Origin of the sequence: Nonomuraea guangzhouensis (assembly GCF_019396345.1) — a bacterium.
Classification (GTDB): Bacteria; Actinomycetota; Actinomycetes; order Streptosporangiales; family Streptosporangiaceae; genus Nonomuraea; species Nonomuraea guangzhouensis.
Window position 1 is genome coordinate 225,475 of the sequence record NZ_JAHKRM010000019.1, and the last position, 18,708, is coordinate 244,182.

The window sequence follows — 18,708 nt, forward strand, 5'->3', positions numbered from 1 at the left end:
GTATCGCCACCCCGAGTGATCAGCCGGTTTCAGATCTCGGGATGGTCACGGGCATGATCGTCGCGCTTGACCGCGCCAACAGGTAATTCACAGGACCAGAGTCAGACCGATAGGTTCCCGCCTGTCCGTTTGCTGTATCTGGGGCGCACGAGGCGCCCCGCGTCTGGAGTTTTACCTTGAAGCGCATCCTTCTCCCGGCCGGTGGCGCCGTTCTGGCGACCGGCCTCCTGGCCGCCGGCCTGGCAGGCACCGCTCAGGCACAGGGCGACGTCGCCACCGACCCCATGGCCCGTACGACACAGCAGGCCTCCTCGGTCGCGTCCTTCTGGGCCGCGTCCAACTTCGCCGCCCTCCGCTCCGCCACCGCCTACACCTGGGACGCCAAAGAGGTCAGGAAGGTCGTCTCGAAGGGCGGCTACAGCCCTGACGGCAATCCGGGAAGCGCCACTCCCATCGGGGAGGAGAAGAAGGCCCCGGGCAAGGTTCAGAACGTGAACATGCCCAAAACCCTCGGCAAGGTCTTCTTCGTCGACGGCCAGGGCAAGTTCCGCTACTGCTCGGCCACGTCCATCCAGTCGAACTACCGCAACCTGGTCGCCACCGCCGGCCACTGCGTCTACGACACCGACAGCAACAAGGACCTGCTGAACAACTGGGTCTTCGTGCCCGCCTACTACGAAGGCAAGGCGCCGTTCGGCATCTTCGTGGGCAAGCAGGCCTTCACCCACTACGACTTCGACACCTACGAGGACTACGACCGCGACTACGCGTTCGTGACCGTGTACAACGGCATCTCCTTCAACGGTGTGAAGCAGGTGGACCGCAAGGACTACGACCGCTTCGTCGGTCCGAAGCGGAACTGGGGCGGGCGCTACTACATCCTGCTGTCCAAGGACGCCGGCCGGCTCGGTGACGTCGTCGGCGGCCAGGGCGTGGCCTGGAACCAGCCCACCGGCAAGCCCGTCCGCGCCTTCGGCTACCCCGCGGGCCCGCACCCCGACGGCAACAAGCCCTACAGCGGCGTGACGCCCAAGTGGTGCTACAACAAGACCACCGCCAAGGCCGTGGGCGCACCGTGGCTCAAGATCGAAGAGCACATCGGCCTCAAGTGCGCCGTAACGCCCGGCTTCGACGGCGGCCCCTGGCTGTCCAACTACAGCAACGGCAAGCGTCTGGGCTACGTCAACGGCGTGACCAGCACGTTCGCCGACCAGGACGGCAACGACCGCATCGACTACATCACCTCGCCGTACTTCGACGGTGAGACGGCCGCGGTGTACAACTCGGCCAAGAACGTGTGGTCCGGCAAGATCGTCGGTCCGAACGGCGAGCTCTACAAGTAACACTCGTCACCCCAAAAGGGGCCCAGCCGGGTTCGGCTGGGCCCCTTTTTCGTGCTTTTCCAAGATCATTACGGCGGATTCGGGAGTATTAGACGGAGCTCGCGCCAATCTGGTTCCTGTGATCTGAGTCACATTGGCGCCGCCACGAAGCGTGTCGCACCCCTTACGACCCTTCCGCCATGCCCCCTTCATACCCAGCGAAAACGTGGCAATTCGATCACCCTCCGCTAAGATCTCTGACTGATAACGGAAAGGTCACGACGGTAAGGGTGGCTTCCAGATGGGGCAGAACGGCTTTTACCTGCGGAGATCACCACGCTATGTTCCTTGCTATCCCTTTACTGACGCATGGGACGCATGTTGTGTCCCACGACAGAGCAAGGAGCAGTTCCCTTGAAGCGCATCCTCATCCCCGCCGGTGGCGCCATCCTGGCTACCGGTCTTCTGGCCGCCGGCCTCGCCGGTACGGCCACGGCCGCCAGTGACGTAGCCTCCGACCCGATGGCGAAGAGCGCCGCTGACGCGAAGGCCATCGCGGACTTCTGGTCGGCCACCAACAACGCCGCCCTCAAGGCGGCGAAGGAGTCCAACGTCTGGGACGCCGGCGACGTCACCAAGCTGCAGAGCAAGGGTGGCTACAGCGCGGACAGCAAGCCCGGATCCTCCGTGCCGATCGGCCAGGAGAAGAAGACCACCGTCAAGGTTCAGAACGTGAACCTGCCGAAGACCATCGGCAAGGTGTTCTTCGTCAACAGCAAGGGCGAGAAGAAGTGGTGCTCGGCCACTTCGGTCCAGTCGAAGTACCGCAACCTGGTCGCCACGGCCGGTCACTGCGTCTACGACACCGCGACCAACTCGGACGTCATGTCCAAGTGGGTCTTCGTGCCCGGCTACTACCAGGGCAAGACGCCGTTCGGGATCTACGTGGGTAAGCAGGCCTTCACCCACTACGACTTCGACGTGTACGAGGACTACGACCGCGACTACGCGTTCGTGACCGTGTACAACGGCATCCAGCTCGGTGGCGGTACCGCCAAGCAGGTCTCCAAGGCCGAGTTCGACAAGTACCAGGGCATCAAGGATGCCAAGGACGTGCCGATCACCCAGGCCGAGTACCAGAAGTGCAAGGACCTCAACGGCGGCGAGACGCCTGACTGCTGGGCCAAGACGGACAGCAAGATCGACGTCGTGGGCCCGGACTACGCCGGCGCCATCAAGGCCCTGACCGAGGTCACCAAGGAGCAGTACGACGCTGCTGCCACTGGCAAGGCCAATGGCACCAAGGCGCCCGCCGCCACCAAGACGGAGAACGTCACCAAGTCCGAGTACGAGGCCTACAAGGGCCCGGGCTACCGGAAGATTGACGAAAAGGGCAACTTCACGATCACCCACTACTTCGTCAAGAACTGGGTGAAGAAGACAGACATCAAGGGCTACTACAAGACTGTCTTCTACATCGTCGAAGGCGCTGCCAAGGACGTCGGTCGCCTCGGTGACGTCGTCGGCGGCCAGGGCGTGTCCTGGAACCAGCCCACGGGCAAGTACGTCCGCGTGTTCGGCTACCCGGCCGCCCCGCACCCCGACGGCCACAAGAACTACACGGGCATCACGCCCAAGTGGTGCTACGGCAAGACCAGCAAGAAGGTCGTCGGCTCGGCTGCCAAGAAGATCGAAGAGCACGTCGCGCTCAAGTGCGCGATGACCGAGGGCGCCGACGGTGGTCCTTGGCTGCTCAACTACAGCAACAGCAAGCGTCTCGGCTACGTGAACGGTGTCACCAGCACCTTCAACGACCAGGACGGCAACAAGCGTGTCGACTACATCTCCTCGCCGTACTTCGACGGTGAGACCGCTGCGGTGTACAAGTCCGCGGCGAACGTGTGGTCCGGCAAGATCCTCTAAGTAACGCACCGCGACCGTTCCAGGACGGTGCGCACAGCGGTAACTCGCGAAGGGCCCGGCATCGCCGGGCCCTTCGGCGTTCTCGGGCAAATCTGAAGGGCGTTTTGACGCATGGGGCGTCCAGACGGTGCCATCAAGTCGGTGTGATCTGCGTCACATCAGGCGAACGGCCGCCGAGGGGGCGGCACTCTCGCCACCGCAGCAACACTGACAACTTCCTTATGTTGATCTGCGGAAACGATGTCATCCGGCACTTCCGGCAAGTCATCCTCTATCGCCGTTTAAACATCACGGAACGATCACGCCCGACTTAGCGCCCTTTTTCCCGTCAAAGCAGCTACCCGAGTTCAAGATCCACACTGTATGTTCCTGGCTATCCCTTTACTGACGCATGGGGCGCAAGAAGCTCCCCACGACAGCGCAAGGAGTTACCTTGAAGCGCATCCTCCTCCCCGCCGGTGGCGCCATTCTGGCCACCGGTCTGCTGGCTGCCGGCCTCGCCGGCACCGCTCAGGCCGCTGGCGACGTCGCGAGCGACCCGCTCGCGAAGACCGCCGCCCAGGCTGCTGAGACGCTGGACTTCTGGACCAAGTCCAACAACGCGGCCCTCAAGCAGGCTGTGGCCTTCAACCCCGACTCGCTCGAGGTTGAGAAGATCTCCCGTGGTGGCGGCTATAGCGCCGACACCAAGCCCGGCTCCTCCGTGCCGATCGGCGAGGAGAAGAAGGTCGCCGTCAAGTCCCAGAACGTCAACCTGCCGAGGACCATCGGCAAGGTCTTCTTCGAGGGCCGCGACGGCAAGCTGTACTACTGCTCGGGCACCTCGGTCCAGTCGCAGTACCGTAACCTGGTGGCCACGGCCGGCCACTGCGTCTACGACATCGCCGGCAACGACGAGGTCGTTTCGCGCTGGGTCTTCGTCCCCGGTTACTACCAGGGCAAGACGCCTTACGGCTTGTACGTGGGCAAGCAGGCCTTCACCCACTACGACTTCGACGTGTACGAGGACTTCGACCGCGACTACGCGTTCGCCACCGTGTACAACGGCATCGGCGGCACGCTGAACTCGTCGAAGCAGGTCAACAAGGCTGAGTACGACGCGTACCAGGGTGAGAAGTACACCAAGGACGTGGCGATCAGCCAGGCTGACTACCTGAAGTGCAAGGACCTCAACGGCGGAGAGACCTCCGACTGCTGGGCCAAGGTCACGAAGATCGAGGACCTGGCTGGCCCTGACCACCCTGACTCCGTCAAGGTGCTCAAGGAAGTCACCAAGGAGCAGTACGACGCCGCGCCCACGGGCAACGTGAACGGCGGCAAGTCTCCCTGGATCTCCACCGAGCAGGTCACGGAGTCGCAGTACAAGGCGTACACCGGCCCGGGCTACCGCAAGATCGACGAAAAGGGCAACTTCACCATCACCCACTACCGTCTCCGGTACTGGGTGAAGAAGTCGGCCAAGGTCGAGTACTTCCGCACCGAGTTCTTCGTTGTCGGTCACGCTGTCAAGGACGTCGGTCGCCTCGGTGACAACGTCGGTGGCCAGGGTGTCGCGTGGAACCAGGCTGCGGGCAAGGTCGTTCGTACCTTCGGGTACCCCTACGGCCCCAACCCGGACGGTTCCAAGCCCTACACCGGTGTTACGCCGAAGTGGTGCTACGGCAAGACCGCCAGCAAGGTCGTCAAGATCCCGGCCCGCAAGGTCGAGGAGCAGCAGTCGCTGAAGTGCGCCGTCACCGCCGGTTACGACGGTGGACCGTGGCTGGCGAACTACAGCAACGCGAAGCGTCTTGGCTACGTCACCGGCGTCACCAGCCTCATCGTGGACGTCGATGGCAACAAGCGCTACGACACGATCACCTCGCCGATCTTCGACGGTGAGACCGCTGCGATCTACAAGGCCGCTGCGGCCTCGTGGTCCGGCAAGCTCATCCCGTAGTTCACTGCGGATCGAACGAAGACTTAGGTCGTCGTTCACCAGCTTTACCGAAGGGCCCGGCATCCTGCCGGGCCCTTCGGCCTTTTCCGGGGTCTGACCTGGGCCTCCAGCATCTTCCGTAACATTCCAGCACAATCTGTTACCAGAGTGACCAGAGGGTCGATAGGGTCTTTACACCTCGCTTGTTAACGTTGTGGAGATCTTCAGTGAAGCGCCTGCTCGTCCCCCTGACCGCCGCCAGCCTGAGCGCCGCCGCCCTCACCCTCCCCGCCAACGCCGCCCCCGACTGGGTCCAGGACCCGCTCGCTCCCAAGGCGGCCGAGGCCTATAGCAACGCCTACTTCTGGCTCGACGCCAACGGTGCCGCGCTCAAGAAGGCCACGCAGTACAACGTCGATGCCAAGGACGTTCAGAAGCTGGTCTCCACCCAGGCCAAGACGCCCGACGGCAAGCCGGGCTCGGCCTCCCCCACCGGCACGACGCCCCCCGTGGCCAAGTCCACGGCGGTGAACCTGCCCAGGTCCATCGGCAAGGTCTTCTTCCTCGACAGCGCCGGCAACTACCGCTGGTGCTCGGCGACGTCCGTCCAGTCCAGGAACCGCAACCTGATCGCCACCGCGGGCCACTGCGTCTACGAGCGCGGCAAGGACGTCTTCGCCAAGTGGGTGTTCGTCCCCGGCTACTACCAGGGCAAGGCGCCGTTCGGCGTGTACGCGGGCGCCTACGCCTTCACCAGCTACGACCTCGACACCTACGACGACTACGACGGCGACTTCGCGTTCGTGGCCGTGCACAACGGCTTCGCGCTCCCCAACGACAAGAAGGTGTCGTTCAAGGAGTTCCAGGCGTGGCGGGGCGACAAGTGGGTCAAGCCGGTTGAGATCAGCCCGGCCGAGTACGCCAAGTGCGTGCTCACCCTCGGCCACTGCTGGTCCGAGGGCGCCGACACCCCGGCCGACAAGGTGGGTCCCGACTTCCCCGGCGCGGTCCTGGAGAAGGTCGAGGCGAGCGAGAAGGAGTACACGGACGCCAAGACCGGCAAGGGCAACGGCTTCAAGCTCGGCGAGCCCGAGACCGTGCCCGTCACCCTGCCGGAGTACACCGCCTACAAGGGCCCCGGCAAGAAGACCATCGACAAGTCCGGCAACTACCTCATCACCCACTACTACACGCAAAAGTGGGTCAAGCCAGGATTGTCGCGCAAGTACTACATGGCCGAGTACGTCATCGGCATCGCCAAGGACCTGGGCCGGCTCGGTGACGCCGTCGGCGGCCAGGGCGTCGCCTGGAACCAGCCCATGGGCCAGAACGTCACCGCCTTCGGCTACCCCAGCGCCCCGCACCCCGACGGCGACAAGGCCTTCACCGGTGTGACGCCCAAGTGGTGCAGCGGCAAGACCGGTACGAAGACCTACCAGGTCAACACGTTCAAGGTCGAGACGCACCAGGTGCTGAAGTGCTCGATGACCCCCGGCGCCGACGGCGCCCCCTGGCTGATGAAGTACGACAACAACAAGCGCACCGGCTACGTCAACGGCGTGACGAGCATGTTCCACGACCAGGACGGCAACGGCCGGATCGACTTCATCAGCTCCGCCTACTTCGACGGCGAGACCGCTGACGTCTACAACAAGGCCCAGTACGCGGCGACCAAGTCGATCGTCGGCCCCAACGGCGAGATGATGCAGTAGTAATAAGGACAACGTCGCGGGCCCGTCTCTGGAGACGGGCCCGCGGCGTGCGGCCTAGACGGCCGACAGCTCGCGCAGCGCCCGCACGGCGGGCTCGCTCTTGTACGGCTCCAGCCTCCTGCGCAGATCGGCCGCGTACGAGCGAGAACGAGCCGACTGGAGCTCACCCGCCAGCTTGAGCGCGGTCCCCGCCACCTGGCACGCCTCCTCGAGCTCCCCGCACTGCAGCAGCCCGGCCGCCAGGAGCGACAGGTTGAACATCCGCCCCCGCACGTAGCGACCGTCCATGTCGAGCGAGCGACGCGCCTGCCGGACCACCCGCTCCCCCTCCCCCAGGTCGCGGAAGCAGTGGGCGAACTTGGCCGACAGATACGCCTCGTCGAAGTAGCTCAGCCAGGCCGGCTCGTCGCCGGGTGCCCGCGTGTCGAAGGCGACCTCGGCGGCGTGCAGCGCCTTGCCGCAGGAGCGGGCGTCACCGAGGCCCGCGTGGGCGTGCGCCTCCTGCACCAGGCTCGAGCACAGGAGGGTGTGGACGCCCGCTCGGCGGGCCGACAGCTGGGCGGCTCTGGCCAGGTCGAGCGCGTGGGCGTGCTGGCCCATGTAGCTGGCCTGGTGCGCCATGCCGGCCAGGATCTCGCCGCCCAGCGCGTGGTCGTCGGCCCCTCTGGCCAGGCGCAGTGCCTGGATCAGGTAACGCTGGGCCAGGCCGTGCTGCTCCAGGTCGTAGGCCATCCACCCGGCCAGGCGGGTCAGCTCCGCGGCGGCCGCGGCCAGCTGCCTGCCGGTGGCCTCCCCGTAGGTGCCCTCTTTGAGCAGCGGCGAGACCGCGGTGTCGAGGTATTTGATGACGGACGCGCGGACGCGTCCGCTGCCGAACCGGTTGTCGAGCTCACCGAAGGAGCGGGTGACCTCATGGATCGCGGTGATGTCGGCCCGGCCGACCCGGCGCGAGCCGGCGCCGCCGGGGTGTTCCTCCGGCGGGGACGTCAGCCAGCGGACGGCCCCTACCGAGCCCGCACCTATCGCGAAAGTCGAATCGATCAGGAATCGCCGTCTCTCCATATCGGCCCGCCACAGCGCCGTCACGGTCGCGACCCCTTCCTTCCACGTGTGCGTGAACTCCTGCCCGAGATCAAGGGGCGAGACGATGGCCGGCATGCCCACCTCCACAGGGGAGAAAGGCCTGCCGAGCCGTAGCGCGAAAATCTCGGTAAGGAGGCACGGCACAGGGTCCCGAGGCCGCTGACCGCCTATCCAGCGCAGCACGGAGCTGTGGTCGTACTTCAGGCCGGGGGCGCCGCGCGCGGCTCCCAGGTCGTTGAGGCACCTGGCCAGCCCCTTGTGGGAGAAGCCCGCCTCCGCGATCAGCTGCTGTAGCAGTCGATTGGGCTCGCGTTCCATCGCTCTCCTCGCGGCAACCGGAAGCCCGCTTCCTTACAGAGAGCCCTCTTTATAGCACGGAGAGTAAAGAAAGATTGGCGATTTCCCAAGGGGGCCGAGGGACTACAGACGGGCGACCCCGTCGGCGCGGGCCTGGGCGGCCACGGCGGCGGTCACCGCGGGCGCCACGCGCTTGTCGAACGGGCTGGGGATGACGTACTCGGCCGTGATGTCGTCGCCCACCACCCCGGCGAGCGCGGCGGCCGCCGCGACCTTCATGTTCTCGGTGATCGTGGTGGCCCGGACGTCGAGCGCGCCGCGGAAGACGCCGGGGAAGGCCAGCACGTTGTTGATCTGGTTGGGGAAGTCGGAGCGGCCGGTCGCGACCACCCTGGCGTGCTTGGCGGCCACCTCGGGATGCACTTCGGGGGTGGGGTTGGACAGGGCGAACACGATCGAGTCCGCGGCCATCGAGGCGATGGCCGCCTCCGGCACGGTCGAGCCGGACAGGCCGAGGAAGACGTCGGCGCCCGCCAGGGCCTCCTCGGTCGAGCCCTTGTGACCCGCCTTGTTGGTGTCGCGGGCCAGGGCGTCCTTGACCGGGTTGAGCCCTTCCCTGCCGCTGTAGAGCATGCCCTTGGAGTCGGCGACCGCGATGTCACCGATGCCGGCCTCCAGGAGGATCCTGGTGACCGCGACCCCGGACGCGCCGGCGCCGGCCACCACGGCACGCAGGTCGCCCAGGGAGCGTCCGGTCAGCCGGGCCGCGTTGGTCAGCGCGGCGAGGGCCACGATGGCGGTGCCGTGCTGGTCGTCGTGGAAGACGGGGATGTCGAGCAGGGCGCGCAGCCGGTCTTCGACCTCGAAGCAGCGGGGCGCGCTGATGTCCTCGAGGTTGATGCCGCCGAACGAGGGCGCCAGCCGCACGACGGTCTCGACCAGGGCGTCGACGTCGGTGCAGTCGAGGCAGATCGGGACGGCGTCGACGCCCCCGAACTCCTTGAACAGCAGCGCCTTGCCCTCCATCACGGGCATGGCCGCGGCAGGGCCGATGTCGCCGAGGCCGAGCACGGCCGTGCCGTCGGAGACGACGGCGACCACGTTGGACACCCAGGTGTAGTCATTGACGAGTGACGGCGTGTCGGCGATCGCGGTGCAGACGCGGGCGACCCCGGGGGTGTAGGCAAGGGAAAGGTCGTCGGCGTTACGGACCGGAATGGTGGATCGGACCTCGAGTTTGCCTCCGCGGTGCAATGCGAAGGCGGGATCGAGATCGAGGGATTCGACGGAAGTGGGTGTGGTAGTCACAGCGACCCCAGTAGTCATCGGACGGATGAGACCTTCGGCAGACGGCGCGAGAGGCCTGGCTTCGGTAGCCGCCAGGATCCCCTCTTCGATCGTCTCGTGCGAGGGGTTACGGGGGTCACCCGTGGCTCCATAGTGCCACATGGTGAGATCAGGTCCGTCTCGAGACCGACTCCGTTCTGTTGACGCATTGTTAATTGTCGGATGACGGTCTGCAGCAAAAACCCACTTAAACTGCACAAAAACCAACTTTCCTTACATATCACTTGAGGAGGCCCACTCATGGCCCTCTGGCCCAGAACGCGCCGTGGCTATGCCACTGGCGCGCTCGCTCTGACCGCCGCCTTGGCACTGTCCGCCTGCGGCAGCTCCACTCAGACGGGCACCACCGGTGCCACGTCCTCCGCACCCGCCACGGCGGCGGGCGGAGTCACGCTGGTCTCCCCCGGCAAGCTGACCACCTGCACCAACCTGCCGTACCCGCCGTTCCAGGCCAAGGACGCCAGCGGCAAGGTCGTCGGGTTCGACGTGGACATGATCGACCTGGTCGCCAAGAAGCTGGGCGTCACGCAGGACATCGTGGACATCGACTTCGACTCGATCAAGGGTGGTGCCGCGCTCAGCGCCGGCAAGTGCGACGTCGCCGCGGCCGGTATGACGATCACCGAAGACCGCAAGCAGCATCTCGACTTCTCCAGCCCGTACTTCGACGAGGTGCTCGGCCTGGTGACCAAGAAGGGCGCGGGCGTGCCCACGCTCGAGGCCGCCAAGTCCAAGAACCTGAGCGTCGGCGTGCAGGCCGGTACGACCAGCCTCACGCTGGCCAAGAGCGCGGGCATCGAGGCCAAGGAGTTCAAGGACTCCGGCAAGCTGCTGCTCGCGCTGCAGTCCGGCCAGGTCGACATGGTCATCCAGGACCTGCCGGTCGTCGTCGACTGGATGAAGAAGCCGGCCGTCTCCTCGGCCTATGAGCTGTCCGGCCAGGTGCCGACCCACGCGCAGTACGGCTTCGCCGTCAAGAAGGGCAACGCCGCGCTGCTCAAGATCATCAACGAGTCGCTGTCCGAGGCCATCAAGGACGGCACCTGGTCCAAGGAGTACCAGCAGTGGATGGGCGCCGCGCCCGTCACGACACCGACGCCCACCTCCTGATCATGACGACCACGCCGACCACCGCTGAGCCCGCTCGCAGCGGGCTCAGCCCCCGCCAGCGCCGCAGGATCAGTCTCGGTATCCAGTACGCCGTCTTCGTGCTCGTCCTCGTCGGGGTGATCCTGCTCGCGGACTGGCCGAAGATCTTCGAGAACTTCCTGAACGGCAAGGTCGCGGCGGGGATGTTCCCCACGCTGTTCACGGTCGCGCTGAAGAACACGCTGATCTTCACCGTGGCCGGCTATGTGATCGGCTTCCTGCTCGGTCTCGTGCTGGCGCTGATGCGGTTGTCCTCCGTGACGCCGTACCGGGTGGTCGCCCTCGTCTACATCGAGGTCTTCCGCGGCCTGCCCGCGCTGATCATCTTCCTGCTGCTCGGGTTCGGTCTGCCGATCGCGTTCCCCGGGTTCAAGCTCCCCGGAGACGTCTACGGCACGGTGGCGCTCGCGCTGGGCCTGGTGGCCGCCGCCTACATGGCCGAGTCGTTCCGGGCGGGCATCCAGGCGGTGCCCAAGGGGCAGATGGAGGCGGCCAGGTCGCTCGGCATGAAGCCGGGCCGGGCGATGCTCTCGATCATCCTGCCGCAGGCCATCAGGATCGTGATCCCGCCGCTCACCAACGAGCTGATCCTGCTGTTCAAGGACTCCTCGCTGGTCTTCACGCTGGGCGTGACGGCGGCGACCACCGAGCTGACCAAGTTCGGCTCCGACACCACGATCGACCAGGCCAACAGCACGCCGCTGATCGTGGCGGGGGCCACCTACCTGCTGATCACGATCCCGCTCGGGTTCGTCGTACGCCGCCTCGAAGCGCGCCAGGGGAGGAAACGGTGACCCACGCCGTAGAGATCAGGGACCTGCACAAGTACTTCGGCGACAACGAGGTGCTCAAGGGCATCGACTTCACCGTCGAGCCCGGCCAGGTGGTCTGCGTCATCGGCCCGTCAGGGTCGGGCAAGTCGACGCTGCTGCGCTGCGTGAACCTGCTGGAGACGCCCACCAAGGGCAAGGTGTTCGTCAACGGCCGCGAGCTGACCCATCCCGACGCCGACATCGACGCCACCCGGCGGCAGGTCGGCATGGTGTTCCAGCAGTTCAACCTCTTCCCGCACCTGACCGCGCTGCAGAACGTGATGATCGCCCAGCAGCGGGTGCTGAACCGGAGCAAGGCGGAGGCCGAGATCGTCGCCAGGGAGAACCTGGACAAGGTCGGCGTCGCCGACAAGTGCCACGAATATCCCGGCAAGCTCTCCGGTGGGCAGCAGCAGCGGGTGGCCATCGCCAGGGCCCTGGCCATGAACCCGGCCCTGATGCTCTTCGACGAGCCCACCTCGGCGCTCGACCCCGAACTGGTCGGCGACGTGCTCGCCGTCATGCGCAAGCTGGCGGAGGAGGGCATGACCATGCTGGTGGTCACCCACGAGATGGGCTTCGCCCGCGAGGTGGCCGACCGTGTGGTGTTCATGGACGGCGGGGTGATCGTCGAGGACGGGACGCCCGCCCAGGTGGTCGGCGACCCGCAGCAGGAACGCACCCGCTCCTTCCTCAGGCGCGTCCTGCACCCCGAGGGCTGACCGCCACCAGGCGGCCGACGCGGGCGAGGCGTCCAAGGTCGCCCGGCGCGTGAGCGCCGAGCACGGCGGGGTGTCCGGTCTCCGGGCGCCCCGCCGCTCGTGTAATACTCCGGCATGGACCTCACCTCTTACGCCGAGTGGGCGGTCCGGTTGGTCAACGATCCGCACCCGCCACCCGAGCTCACAGGGCTGCGCGACGAACTGGCGGCCGTCTTCGACGGGACCGGTGACGAGGAAGCCGTCGTGGCGCGGCTGAACGCGCTGCTCGTCCGCCATCCGGTGCGCCCGCAGCTGTCGGGCCACGACGGGCAGCGCTGGCACCTCCACCTGGCTGTGAGCGCCGACGGCACCGATGACGCCGCCGCCGGCGCCGTGATGGGCCTGGCCGCGGTCGTCGCCGAGCTGGGCGCCGACCGGCTCGGCCGCTGCCAGGAGCCGCGCTGCCTGCGGGCCTTCCTCGACACCTCCTCCAACCGCTCGCGCCGCTACTGTTCCGCCCGGTGCGCCAGCAGGGCCAACGTGGCCGCCTACCGCGCCCGCCTCAGGAGCGGCCAGTAACGCAGCACCACCCGGCCCACGATGTCGCTCACCGGGCCGAAGTCCCAGCTGTCGCGGCGCCCGCTGGCCCGCTGGTTGTCGCTCTCCAGCCACCAGCCCTCATCGCCATGCCATTGGGCCCGCTTGACGATCAGCCGATCGGGCTCGCCGGGGAGCCGCGCCACGACGAGGTCACCGGGATGGACCGGGGCGCCTCGGCGTACGAGAAGCCAGTCTCCATCTACCAGAGCGGGACGCATCGAATCCCCCTCGACACGCACTCTCATGGGCTGTGACCCTCTCCTCCGCGGGCGTTTGGACCCGAGTAAGGTCGGTAGGTGGACCAAGCTGATTCAGCATCAAGGAAGGACTTTCTGATGCTCGCACGACTGCTACGACCCAAGCATGTCGCTTCTGCACACTGCGACCTGCCCTGTGGGGTGTACGACCCCGCGCAGGCCCGGATCGAGGCGGAGTCGGTCAAGGCCATCATGGAGAAGTACGCGGCCAACGAGGACCCGATCTTCCGTGCCCGCGCGCTCTCCATCAAGGAGGAGCGGGCCGAGCTCGTGAAGCACCACCTCTGGGTGCTCTGGACCGACTACTTCAAGCCCCCGCACCTGGAGCAGTACCCCCAGCTCCACCAGCTCTTCTGGGAGGCCACGAAGCTGGCCGGCGCGGCGGGCGGCAAGGGCACGGTCGAGGTGGCCAAGGCCGAGGACCTGCTCGGCAAGATTGACGAGATCTCGAAGATCTTCTGGGAGACCAAGGCCGCCTAAACCGGCACAAAGGCTCTGTGCGGCGACCTTCCGCGCAGAGCCTTTTCCGTCGATGGCGAGTCTGAATCCGCCAACCACCTCCCAGGGGCGGTAAGTTGCAGTCAGCGTCATAACGCGAGGAGGAACGTGACCGAGGAAACCGAGACGCGGGCTGAGGGCGTGGCCGGCATCCGTGACGTGGTGAGCATCAGGCTCCCCGCCGCGAGTGCCTACCTGTCTGTGCTGCGTACGGCCACCGCCGGGCTGGCCGCACGGCTCGACTTCACGCTGGACGAGATCGAGGATCTGCGGATCGCGGTCGACGAAGCGTGCGCGATGCTGCTGAGTGAGGCTGTGCCCGGGACCGACCTGACCGCCGAATTCGAGCTGACCGGACAGGAGATGCAGGTCCGCGTCGAGGTGGCGACGGTCGGCAGCTCCGCGCCCAAGAGGGACGACTTCGCCTGGATGGTACTGACCGCCCTGGCAGACGATGTGGAAGCGGTGATCGACTCTCCCGATCGCATGGCGATCGTCCTGCGTAAGCGCCGAGGCACGGCGAGGCCGGCGTGACGGAAAGGACTGGAGCCATGGCCACCAGCGACCACGCCGTGCCCGACAGGGTGCGCGCCCGCATCCTCTTCGCCGAGCTGGCCGAGCTGGGTCCCGATGAGCCGCGTCGGCAGCGCATCAGGGACGAGCTGGTCGAGCTTCACCTTCCGCTGGTCGAATACCTGGCCCGCCGCTTCCGCAACCGCGGCGAGTGGCTCGACGACCTCACTCAGGTCGCCACCATCGGGCTGATCAAGTCGATCGACCGCTTCGACCTCAACCGCGGCGTGGAGTTCTCCACCTACGCCACGCCCACGATCGTCGGCGAGATCAAGCGCCACTTCCGCGACAAGGGCTGGGCGGTGCGCGTGCCGCGCCGCCTGCAGGAGCTCAAGCTGTCGCTGACCAAGGCGATCAGCGAGCTGTCGCAGCGTGAGGGCCGGGCGCCGACCGTCGCGGAGCTGGCCGCCTACTTGAAGATGACCGAGGAGGAGGTGCTCGAGGGCCTGGAGTCGGCCAACGCCTACTCCACCGTGTCCCTGGACGCGCCGGACTCCGGCGACGACGACGCGCCCGCCGTGTCCGACTCGCTGGGCATCGTGGACGAGTCCCTCGAAGGCGTCGAATACCGTGAGTCGCTCAAGCCGCTGCTCGAACGGCTGCCACCCCGCGAGAAGCGCATCCTGCTGCTGCGGTTCTTCGGCAACATGACCCAGTCGCAGATCGCCACCGAGCTGGGCATCTCACAGATGCACGTGTCTCGGCTGCTGGCCCGCACGCTGGCTCAACTACGCGAGGGCCTGACGGCGGACGACTAATCTTTCTGAGAGTCCTCGCCATACAGTGCGTGGGTGGTGGGGGGCGCGAGCAACGTGCCGAGGCCGGCGACGGCCACCACGATCAACGGGATCCCATAGAGCGGCTCGTCCGACTGGATGAGCGTGACCGCGACAGGGAGCACGAAGATCTGGGCCAGCACGCTGGGCGATCTCCCCCATCGCTCCATCTTGAGCAGGCCGCCCCAGGCGACCCAGAGCAGTCCGGCGCCGATCAGCATCCCGAACGCCGCCTCGGCCAGCGCGCTGGTGAGGTCATCCGCGGCGCCGGTCAACGTCTGCACGCCGACATAGAGGCCGAGGCCGAGCGCCACCAGGCCCTCCAGGGCGACGACGAGCGCGGCGACGAGAAGCGTCCAAGGTCGGTTCACGCCCCAAACCCTATCGGTGCCCCCTGCCGCCTCCTGATTCCGACTTATGGCTGATAAGCCAGATATCGGACACCGGCTACGCTGAACGACATGCGCGCGATGCTCCTGGTCAACCCCAAGGCGACGACCACGAATGCCCGCCGGCGCGACGTGCTGATCCGCGCGCTCGGCGCCACCGTCGAGCTGACCGTGGAGCAGACCCGATACCGGGGGCACGCGGCGACGCTGGCCGGCACCGCCCGTGCCAAGGGCTACGACGTGGTGGCGGTGCTCGGCGGCGACGGGACGATCAACGAGGCCGTGAACGGCCTGCTCAACGCCATCAACGGCGACGACGCCGCGCACCTGGACGATCCCAGCTCCGGACGGCCCGCGCTCCTCGTCATCCCAGGGGGCAGCGCGAACGTGTTCGCCCGCGCCCTGGGCCTGCCGAACGACCCGGTCGAGGCCACGGGCGCGGTGCTGGAGGCGCTGCGCGACGGCCGCCGCAGGACCGTGGGGCTGGGGCAGGCCCTGTGGGAGGGCGAGAGCCGATATTTCACCTTCTGCTCGGGGATGGGGTACGACGCCGAAGTCGTCCGGGCGGTCGAGGGGCTCCGCGGCTCGGGCAGGAAGGCGACACCGACGCGTTATGTGAACACCGCGTTGCGCCACTACCTCGCCACCGACAAGCACCACCCGGCGATGACGCTGGCGGGCCCCGGCATCCCCGCCGCCAAGGGCGTCTACATGGCGATCATCTCCAACACCTCGCCGTGGACCTATGTCGGCAACCGGCCGGTCTGCCCCACGCCCTGGGCCGGCTTCGAAACCGGGCTCGACCTGCTGGGGCTCCAGCGGATGGGCCTGATCTCGATGCTTCCCGTCATCCGGCAGATCCTTACGGAGCGTGACAGTCTTCCGTCAGGCCGACACCTCGTCCAGCTACACGACGAGCCCGAGTTCACCCTCACGGCGGAGCGCCCAGTGGCCTTCCAGCTGGACGGCGACTACCTGGGAGAACGGGAGTCGGTAACGTTCCGATCTATCCCGAACGCGTTACAAGTTCTGGTCTAGCTGGTTACATTCGGTCATTGTGTGACGCATCCGACATCCATCCCAGCCAAAACTTCCCACCAACCCCCTTGCGTGCACTCTCCGTGGCTGACAGGCTCAACTTTGACGTCGGAACGTAGGACCTTTAACAAGCCTTACCGGTCCGCTCCGGCGTACGGCGAGCAATCCCGGTCCCCCACAGGATCCGGGTCATTGCTCGCGCGAGTTAGTGAAACTCTTCACAAAGTAGTAGCCGCACGGAGCCAACCTGAGGTTCCATCTACTAAGGAGTGAACGCATGGACTGGCGCCACAGAGCTGCCTGCCGTGACGTCGACCCCGAGCTGTTCTTCCCGATCGGCAACACCGGCCCGGCACTCTCGCAGATCGACGAGGCCAAGCAGGTGTGCCGCTCGTGTTCGGCGGTCGACCTGTGCCTGAAGTGGGCTCTGGAGTCCGGCCAGGACGCCGGCGTCTGGGGTGGCCTGAGCGAGGACGAGCGCAGGGCCCTGAAGCGCCGCAGCGCCCGTGCCCGCGCTCGCGCCTCCGCCTGACGAAACGCCTGACGAAACCGCCTGACGACCCGATCTCGTACGGCGGGCATGGGCGGGCCTCACACGCCGTACGCGGCTGGGGGTCCGCAGGGACATGCCCGCGGAACCCGCACGTGACGGGCCGCCGACACGCGCGCCCCTCGACAAGGGCACGCCGTCAGGCGGCCGGTAGCGGGATGGAGAGCGTCACTTCTGTGCCGCCCTCCAGACGAGGGGCGATCGCGAGCTTGCCCGAGAGTTCGCCCACCACGAGCGTGCGGACGATCTGCAGGCCCAGGCTCGTGGAGTTGTCCAGGTCGAAGCTGTCGGGCAGGCCCTGGCCGTCGTCCCAGACGGTCACGCGGAGCCTGTCCGGAGTTGGTTCCACGACCACTTGCAGGTGTTTGGGGCGGCCGTGTTGCAAGGCGTTCTGCAGGAGCTCGGTGAGGGCCATCGCCAGGGGTGTGGCGATGAGCGACGGGAGAGTGCCGAAACTGCCTATCCGGCGTGGGGTGACCGCCGCCTCCGCCGCCGACACCTCGCCCGCCATCGCGATCACGCGGTCGGCGATGTCGTCGAAGTCGACGAACTCCTCCGGCGCGTGAGAGAGCGTCTCGTGCACGATCGCGATCGAGCCCACCCGCCGAACCGCCTCCTCCAGCGCCTCCCGCCCCTCGGGCACGCGCAGGCGCCGCGCCTGGAGCCGGAGCAGGGCCGCCACCGTCTGCAGGTTGTTCTTGACCCGGTGGTGGATCTCGCGGATCGTCGCGTCCTTGGTCATCAGCTCGCGTTCGCGGCGGCGCAGCTCGGTGACGTCGCGGATGAGCACCAGCGCCCCGATGCGGCCGCCGCCGACGATCAGCGGGATCGCCCGGAGCTGCACGATCGTCCCGCCGGACTCGACCTCGGTCTCCTTGGCCGCCCGCCCGCTGGCCACGATCATCAGGTCCTCGTTGATCGGCTCGTCGGAGTAGCAGAGCGTGGCGGTCACCCGGCCCAGCTCGGCTCCGACCAGATCCGCGTGCAGGCCAAGCCGCCGGTAGGCCGACAGGGCGTTCGGCGACGCGTACGTGACGCGGCCCGCCCGGTCGAGCCGCAGCAGGCCGTCACCGACCCGCGGGGAACGGACCAGGATCGGCTCCTCGCCGGAGAACGGGAAGCGTCCCTCCGCCACCATCTGAGCCAGGTCGGAGGCGCTCTGCAGGTAGGTGAGCTCCAGGCGCGAGGGGGTGCGTGCCGAGGACAGGTTCGTGGAGCGCTGGATCACCGCGAGGAAGCGGGCCTCGCCGACCGGGACCGCCCGGCGTACGGGGATGGTCTCCTCGCGGACGGGCACGCCCGTCGACCAGTCGGGGTCGCCCTCGCGGCAGATGCGCCGCTCGTTCCACGCCGTGTCGATCAGGTAGCGCTCGCCCTTGGCCGCGACGGTGCCGACGATGTCGTCGTGGTAGACGGTGGGTCCGGTGGTCGGGCGCATCTGCGCGATCGCGATCCAGCCGCCGCCCTCGCCCTGGAGCGGCGCCCACAGGATGAGGTCGGCGAACGACAGGTCGGCCAGCAGCTGCCAGTCGGAGACCAGCGAGTGCAGCCAGTCGAGGTCCGCCGCGTCGAGAGCGGTGTGGCGGACGACGAGGTCGCTGAGAGTCGGCACGAGTGCATCATGCGTGCTTTCCCGCGGAACAACCAAACCGGCGTCCCAGCCCGCGCCGCCCGCCGGCCTGCCCGCCGGACCTCGAAGGCCGGTGAACACGGGCGTGTCATCGTGCGGTCAACCGGCTATTTTCGGGAATCTCACATGGTGA

The 18,708-nt window shown here is 67.0% G+C and carries 18 protein-coding genes; 13 read left to right on the forward strand and 5 right to left on the reverse strand.

The window, feature by feature from the left end; translation table 11 throughout:
* Positions 1–176: 176 nt before the first annotated feature.
* From KME78_RS35775 to KME78_RS35790, 4 genes are all read left to right on the forward strand, one after another.
* Positions 177–1,343, forward strand: a complete 1,167-nt coding sequence (locus KME78_RS35775; RefSeq protein WP_219533858.1) for a trypsin-like serine peptidase — start codon at positions 177–179, stop codon at positions 1,341–1,343.
* Positions 1,344–1,736: 393 nt separating this feature from the next.
* Complete coding sequence (locus KME78_RS35780; RefSeq protein ID WP_219533859.1) at positions 1,737–3,245, forward strand: trypsin-like serine peptidase; 1,509 nt, start codon at positions 1,737–1,739, stop codon at positions 3,243–3,245.
* 433 nt (positions 3,246–3,678) lie between these two features.
* On the forward strand, positions 3,679–5,184 hold the full coding sequence (locus KME78_RS35785; RefSeq protein ID WP_219533860.1) for a trypsin-like serine peptidase: 1,506 nt from the start codon (positions 3,679–3,681) through the stop codon (positions 5,182–5,184).
* A gap of 206 nt (positions 5,185–5,390) precedes the next feature.
* On the forward strand, positions 5,391–6,875 hold the full coding sequence (locus tag KME78_RS35790; protein WP_219533861.1) for a trypsin-like serine peptidase: 1,485 nt from the start codon (positions 5,391–5,393) through the stop codon (positions 6,873–6,875).
* A gap of 54 nt (positions 6,876–6,929) precedes the next feature.
* Here KME78_RS35790 and KME78_RS35795 read toward each other — a convergent pair whose 3' ends face one another.
* Both KME78_RS35795 and KME78_RS35800 read right to left on the reverse strand, forming a co-directional pair.
* Complete coding sequence (locus KME78_RS35795; RefSeq protein WP_219533862.1) at positions 6,930–8,276, reverse strand: NsdA family TPR-like regulatory protein; 1,347 nt, start codon at positions 8,274–8,276, stop codon at positions 6,930–6,932.
* A gap of 102 nt (positions 8,277–8,378) precedes the next feature.
* Positions 8,379–9,581 carry an NAD(P)-dependent malic enzyme gene (locus KME78_RS35800; protein ID WP_246652629.1) on the reverse strand — a complete coding sequence of 401 codons (1,203 nt, stop codon included), beginning with the start codon at positions 9,579–9,581 and terminating at the stop codon, positions 8,379–8,381.
* A gap of 261 nt (positions 9,582–9,842) precedes the next feature.
* Between KME78_RS35800 and KME78_RS35805 the strand changes: the two genes are divergently transcribed.
* The 4 genes from KME78_RS35805 (at position 9,843) to KME78_RS35820 (ending at position 12,843) form a co-directional block, all read left to right on the forward strand.
* Positions 9,843–10,712 (forward strand): ABC transporter substrate-binding protein, encoded by an 870-nt coding sequence (locus KME78_RS35805; protein WP_219533864.1) that lies wholly within the window; start codon positions 9,843–9,845, stop codon positions 10,710–10,712.
* Positions 10,667–11,545 carry an amino acid ABC transporter permease gene (locus tag KME78_RS35810; RefSeq protein WP_308127261.1) on the forward strand — a complete coding sequence of 293 codons (879 nt, stop codon included), beginning with the start codon at positions 10,667–10,669 and terminating at the stop codon, positions 11,543–11,545. The genes KME78_RS35805 and KME78_RS35810 overlap by 46 nt, the downstream gene beginning before the upstream one ends.
* The gene (locus KME78_RS35815) at positions 11,542–12,285 is read left to right on the forward strand and encodes an amino acid ABC transporter ATP-binding protein (RefSeq protein ID WP_219533865.1); all 744 of its coding nucleotides are present in this window, start codon (positions 11,542–11,544) and stop codon (positions 12,283–12,285) included. The genes KME78_RS35810 and KME78_RS35815 overlap by 4 nt, the downstream gene beginning before the upstream one ends.
* A gap of 114 nt (positions 12,286–12,399) precedes the next feature.
* A complete protein-coding gene (locus KME78_RS35820) occupies positions 12,400–12,843 on the forward strand; it encodes a CGNR zinc finger domain-containing protein (RefSeq protein WP_219533866.1) in 444 nt (147 codons plus the stop codon).
* On the opposite strand, the gene KME78_RS35825 is transcribed toward KME78_RS35820, so the two are convergent.
* The gene (locus tag KME78_RS35825) at positions 12,813–13,109 is read right to left on the reverse strand and encodes a S24 family peptidase (protein WP_219533867.1); all 297 of its coding nucleotides are present in this window, start codon (positions 13,107–13,109) and stop codon (positions 12,813–12,815) included. The genes KME78_RS35820 and KME78_RS35825 overlap by 31 nt on opposite strands.
* A gap of 90 nt (positions 13,110–13,199) precedes the next feature.
* Here KME78_RS35825 and sodN point away from each other — a divergent pair, with 90 nt between their 5' ends.
* The 3 genes from sodN to KME78_RS35840 all read left to right on the forward strand — a co-directional run bounded on the left by sodN (position 13,200) and on the right by KME78_RS35840 (position 14,950).
* The gene (sodN, locus tag KME78_RS35830; protein ID WP_219533868.1) at positions 13,200–13,601 is read left to right on the forward strand and encodes a superoxide dismutase, Ni; all 402 of its coding nucleotides are present in this window, start codon (positions 13,200–13,202) and stop codon (positions 13,599–13,601) included.
* A 126-nt stretch (positions 13,602–13,727) separates the two neighbouring features.
* Complete coding sequence (locus tag KME78_RS35835) at positions 13,728–14,153, forward strand: ATP-binding protein (RefSeq protein WP_214640148.1); 426 nt, start codon at positions 13,728–13,730, stop codon at positions 14,151–14,153.
* 17 nt (positions 14,154–14,170) lie between these two features.
* Positions 14,171–14,950, forward strand: a complete 780-nt coding sequence (locus KME78_RS35840; RefSeq protein WP_214640149.1) for an RNA polymerase sigma factor SigF — start codon at positions 14,171–14,173, stop codon at positions 14,948–14,950.
* Here KME78_RS35840 and KME78_RS35845 read toward each other — a convergent pair.
* Positions 14,947–15,339 carry a hypothetical protein gene (locus KME78_RS35845; protein WP_219533869.1) on the reverse strand — a complete coding sequence of 131 codons (393 nt, stop codon included), beginning with the start codon at positions 15,337–15,339 and terminating at the stop codon, positions 14,947–14,949. The genes KME78_RS35840 and KME78_RS35845 overlap by 4 nt on opposite strands.
* A 90-nt stretch (positions 15,340–15,429) precedes the next feature.
* On the opposite strand from KME78_RS35845, the gene KME78_RS35850 reads away from it, so the two are divergent.
* Entirely contained in the window at positions 15,430–16,395 is a 966-nt protein-coding gene (locus KME78_RS35850) for a diacylglycerol/lipid kinase family protein (protein ID WP_219533870.1), read from the forward strand.
* Positions 16,396–16,672: 277 nt separating this feature from the next.
* Complete coding sequence (locus KME78_RS35855; RefSeq protein WP_214640152.1) at positions 16,673–16,927, forward strand: WhiB family transcriptional regulator; 255 nt, start codon at positions 16,673–16,675, stop codon at positions 16,925–16,927.
* A 157-nt stretch (positions 16,928–17,084) separates the two neighbouring features.
* Here KME78_RS35855 and KME78_RS35860 read toward each other — a convergent pair whose 3' ends face one another.
* A complete protein-coding gene (locus KME78_RS35860) occupies positions 17,085–18,557 on the reverse strand; it encodes a PAS domain-containing sensor histidine kinase (RefSeq protein ID WP_219533871.1) in 1,473 nt (490 codons plus the stop codon).
* Between the last annotated feature and the right edge of the window lie 151 nt (positions 18,558–18,708).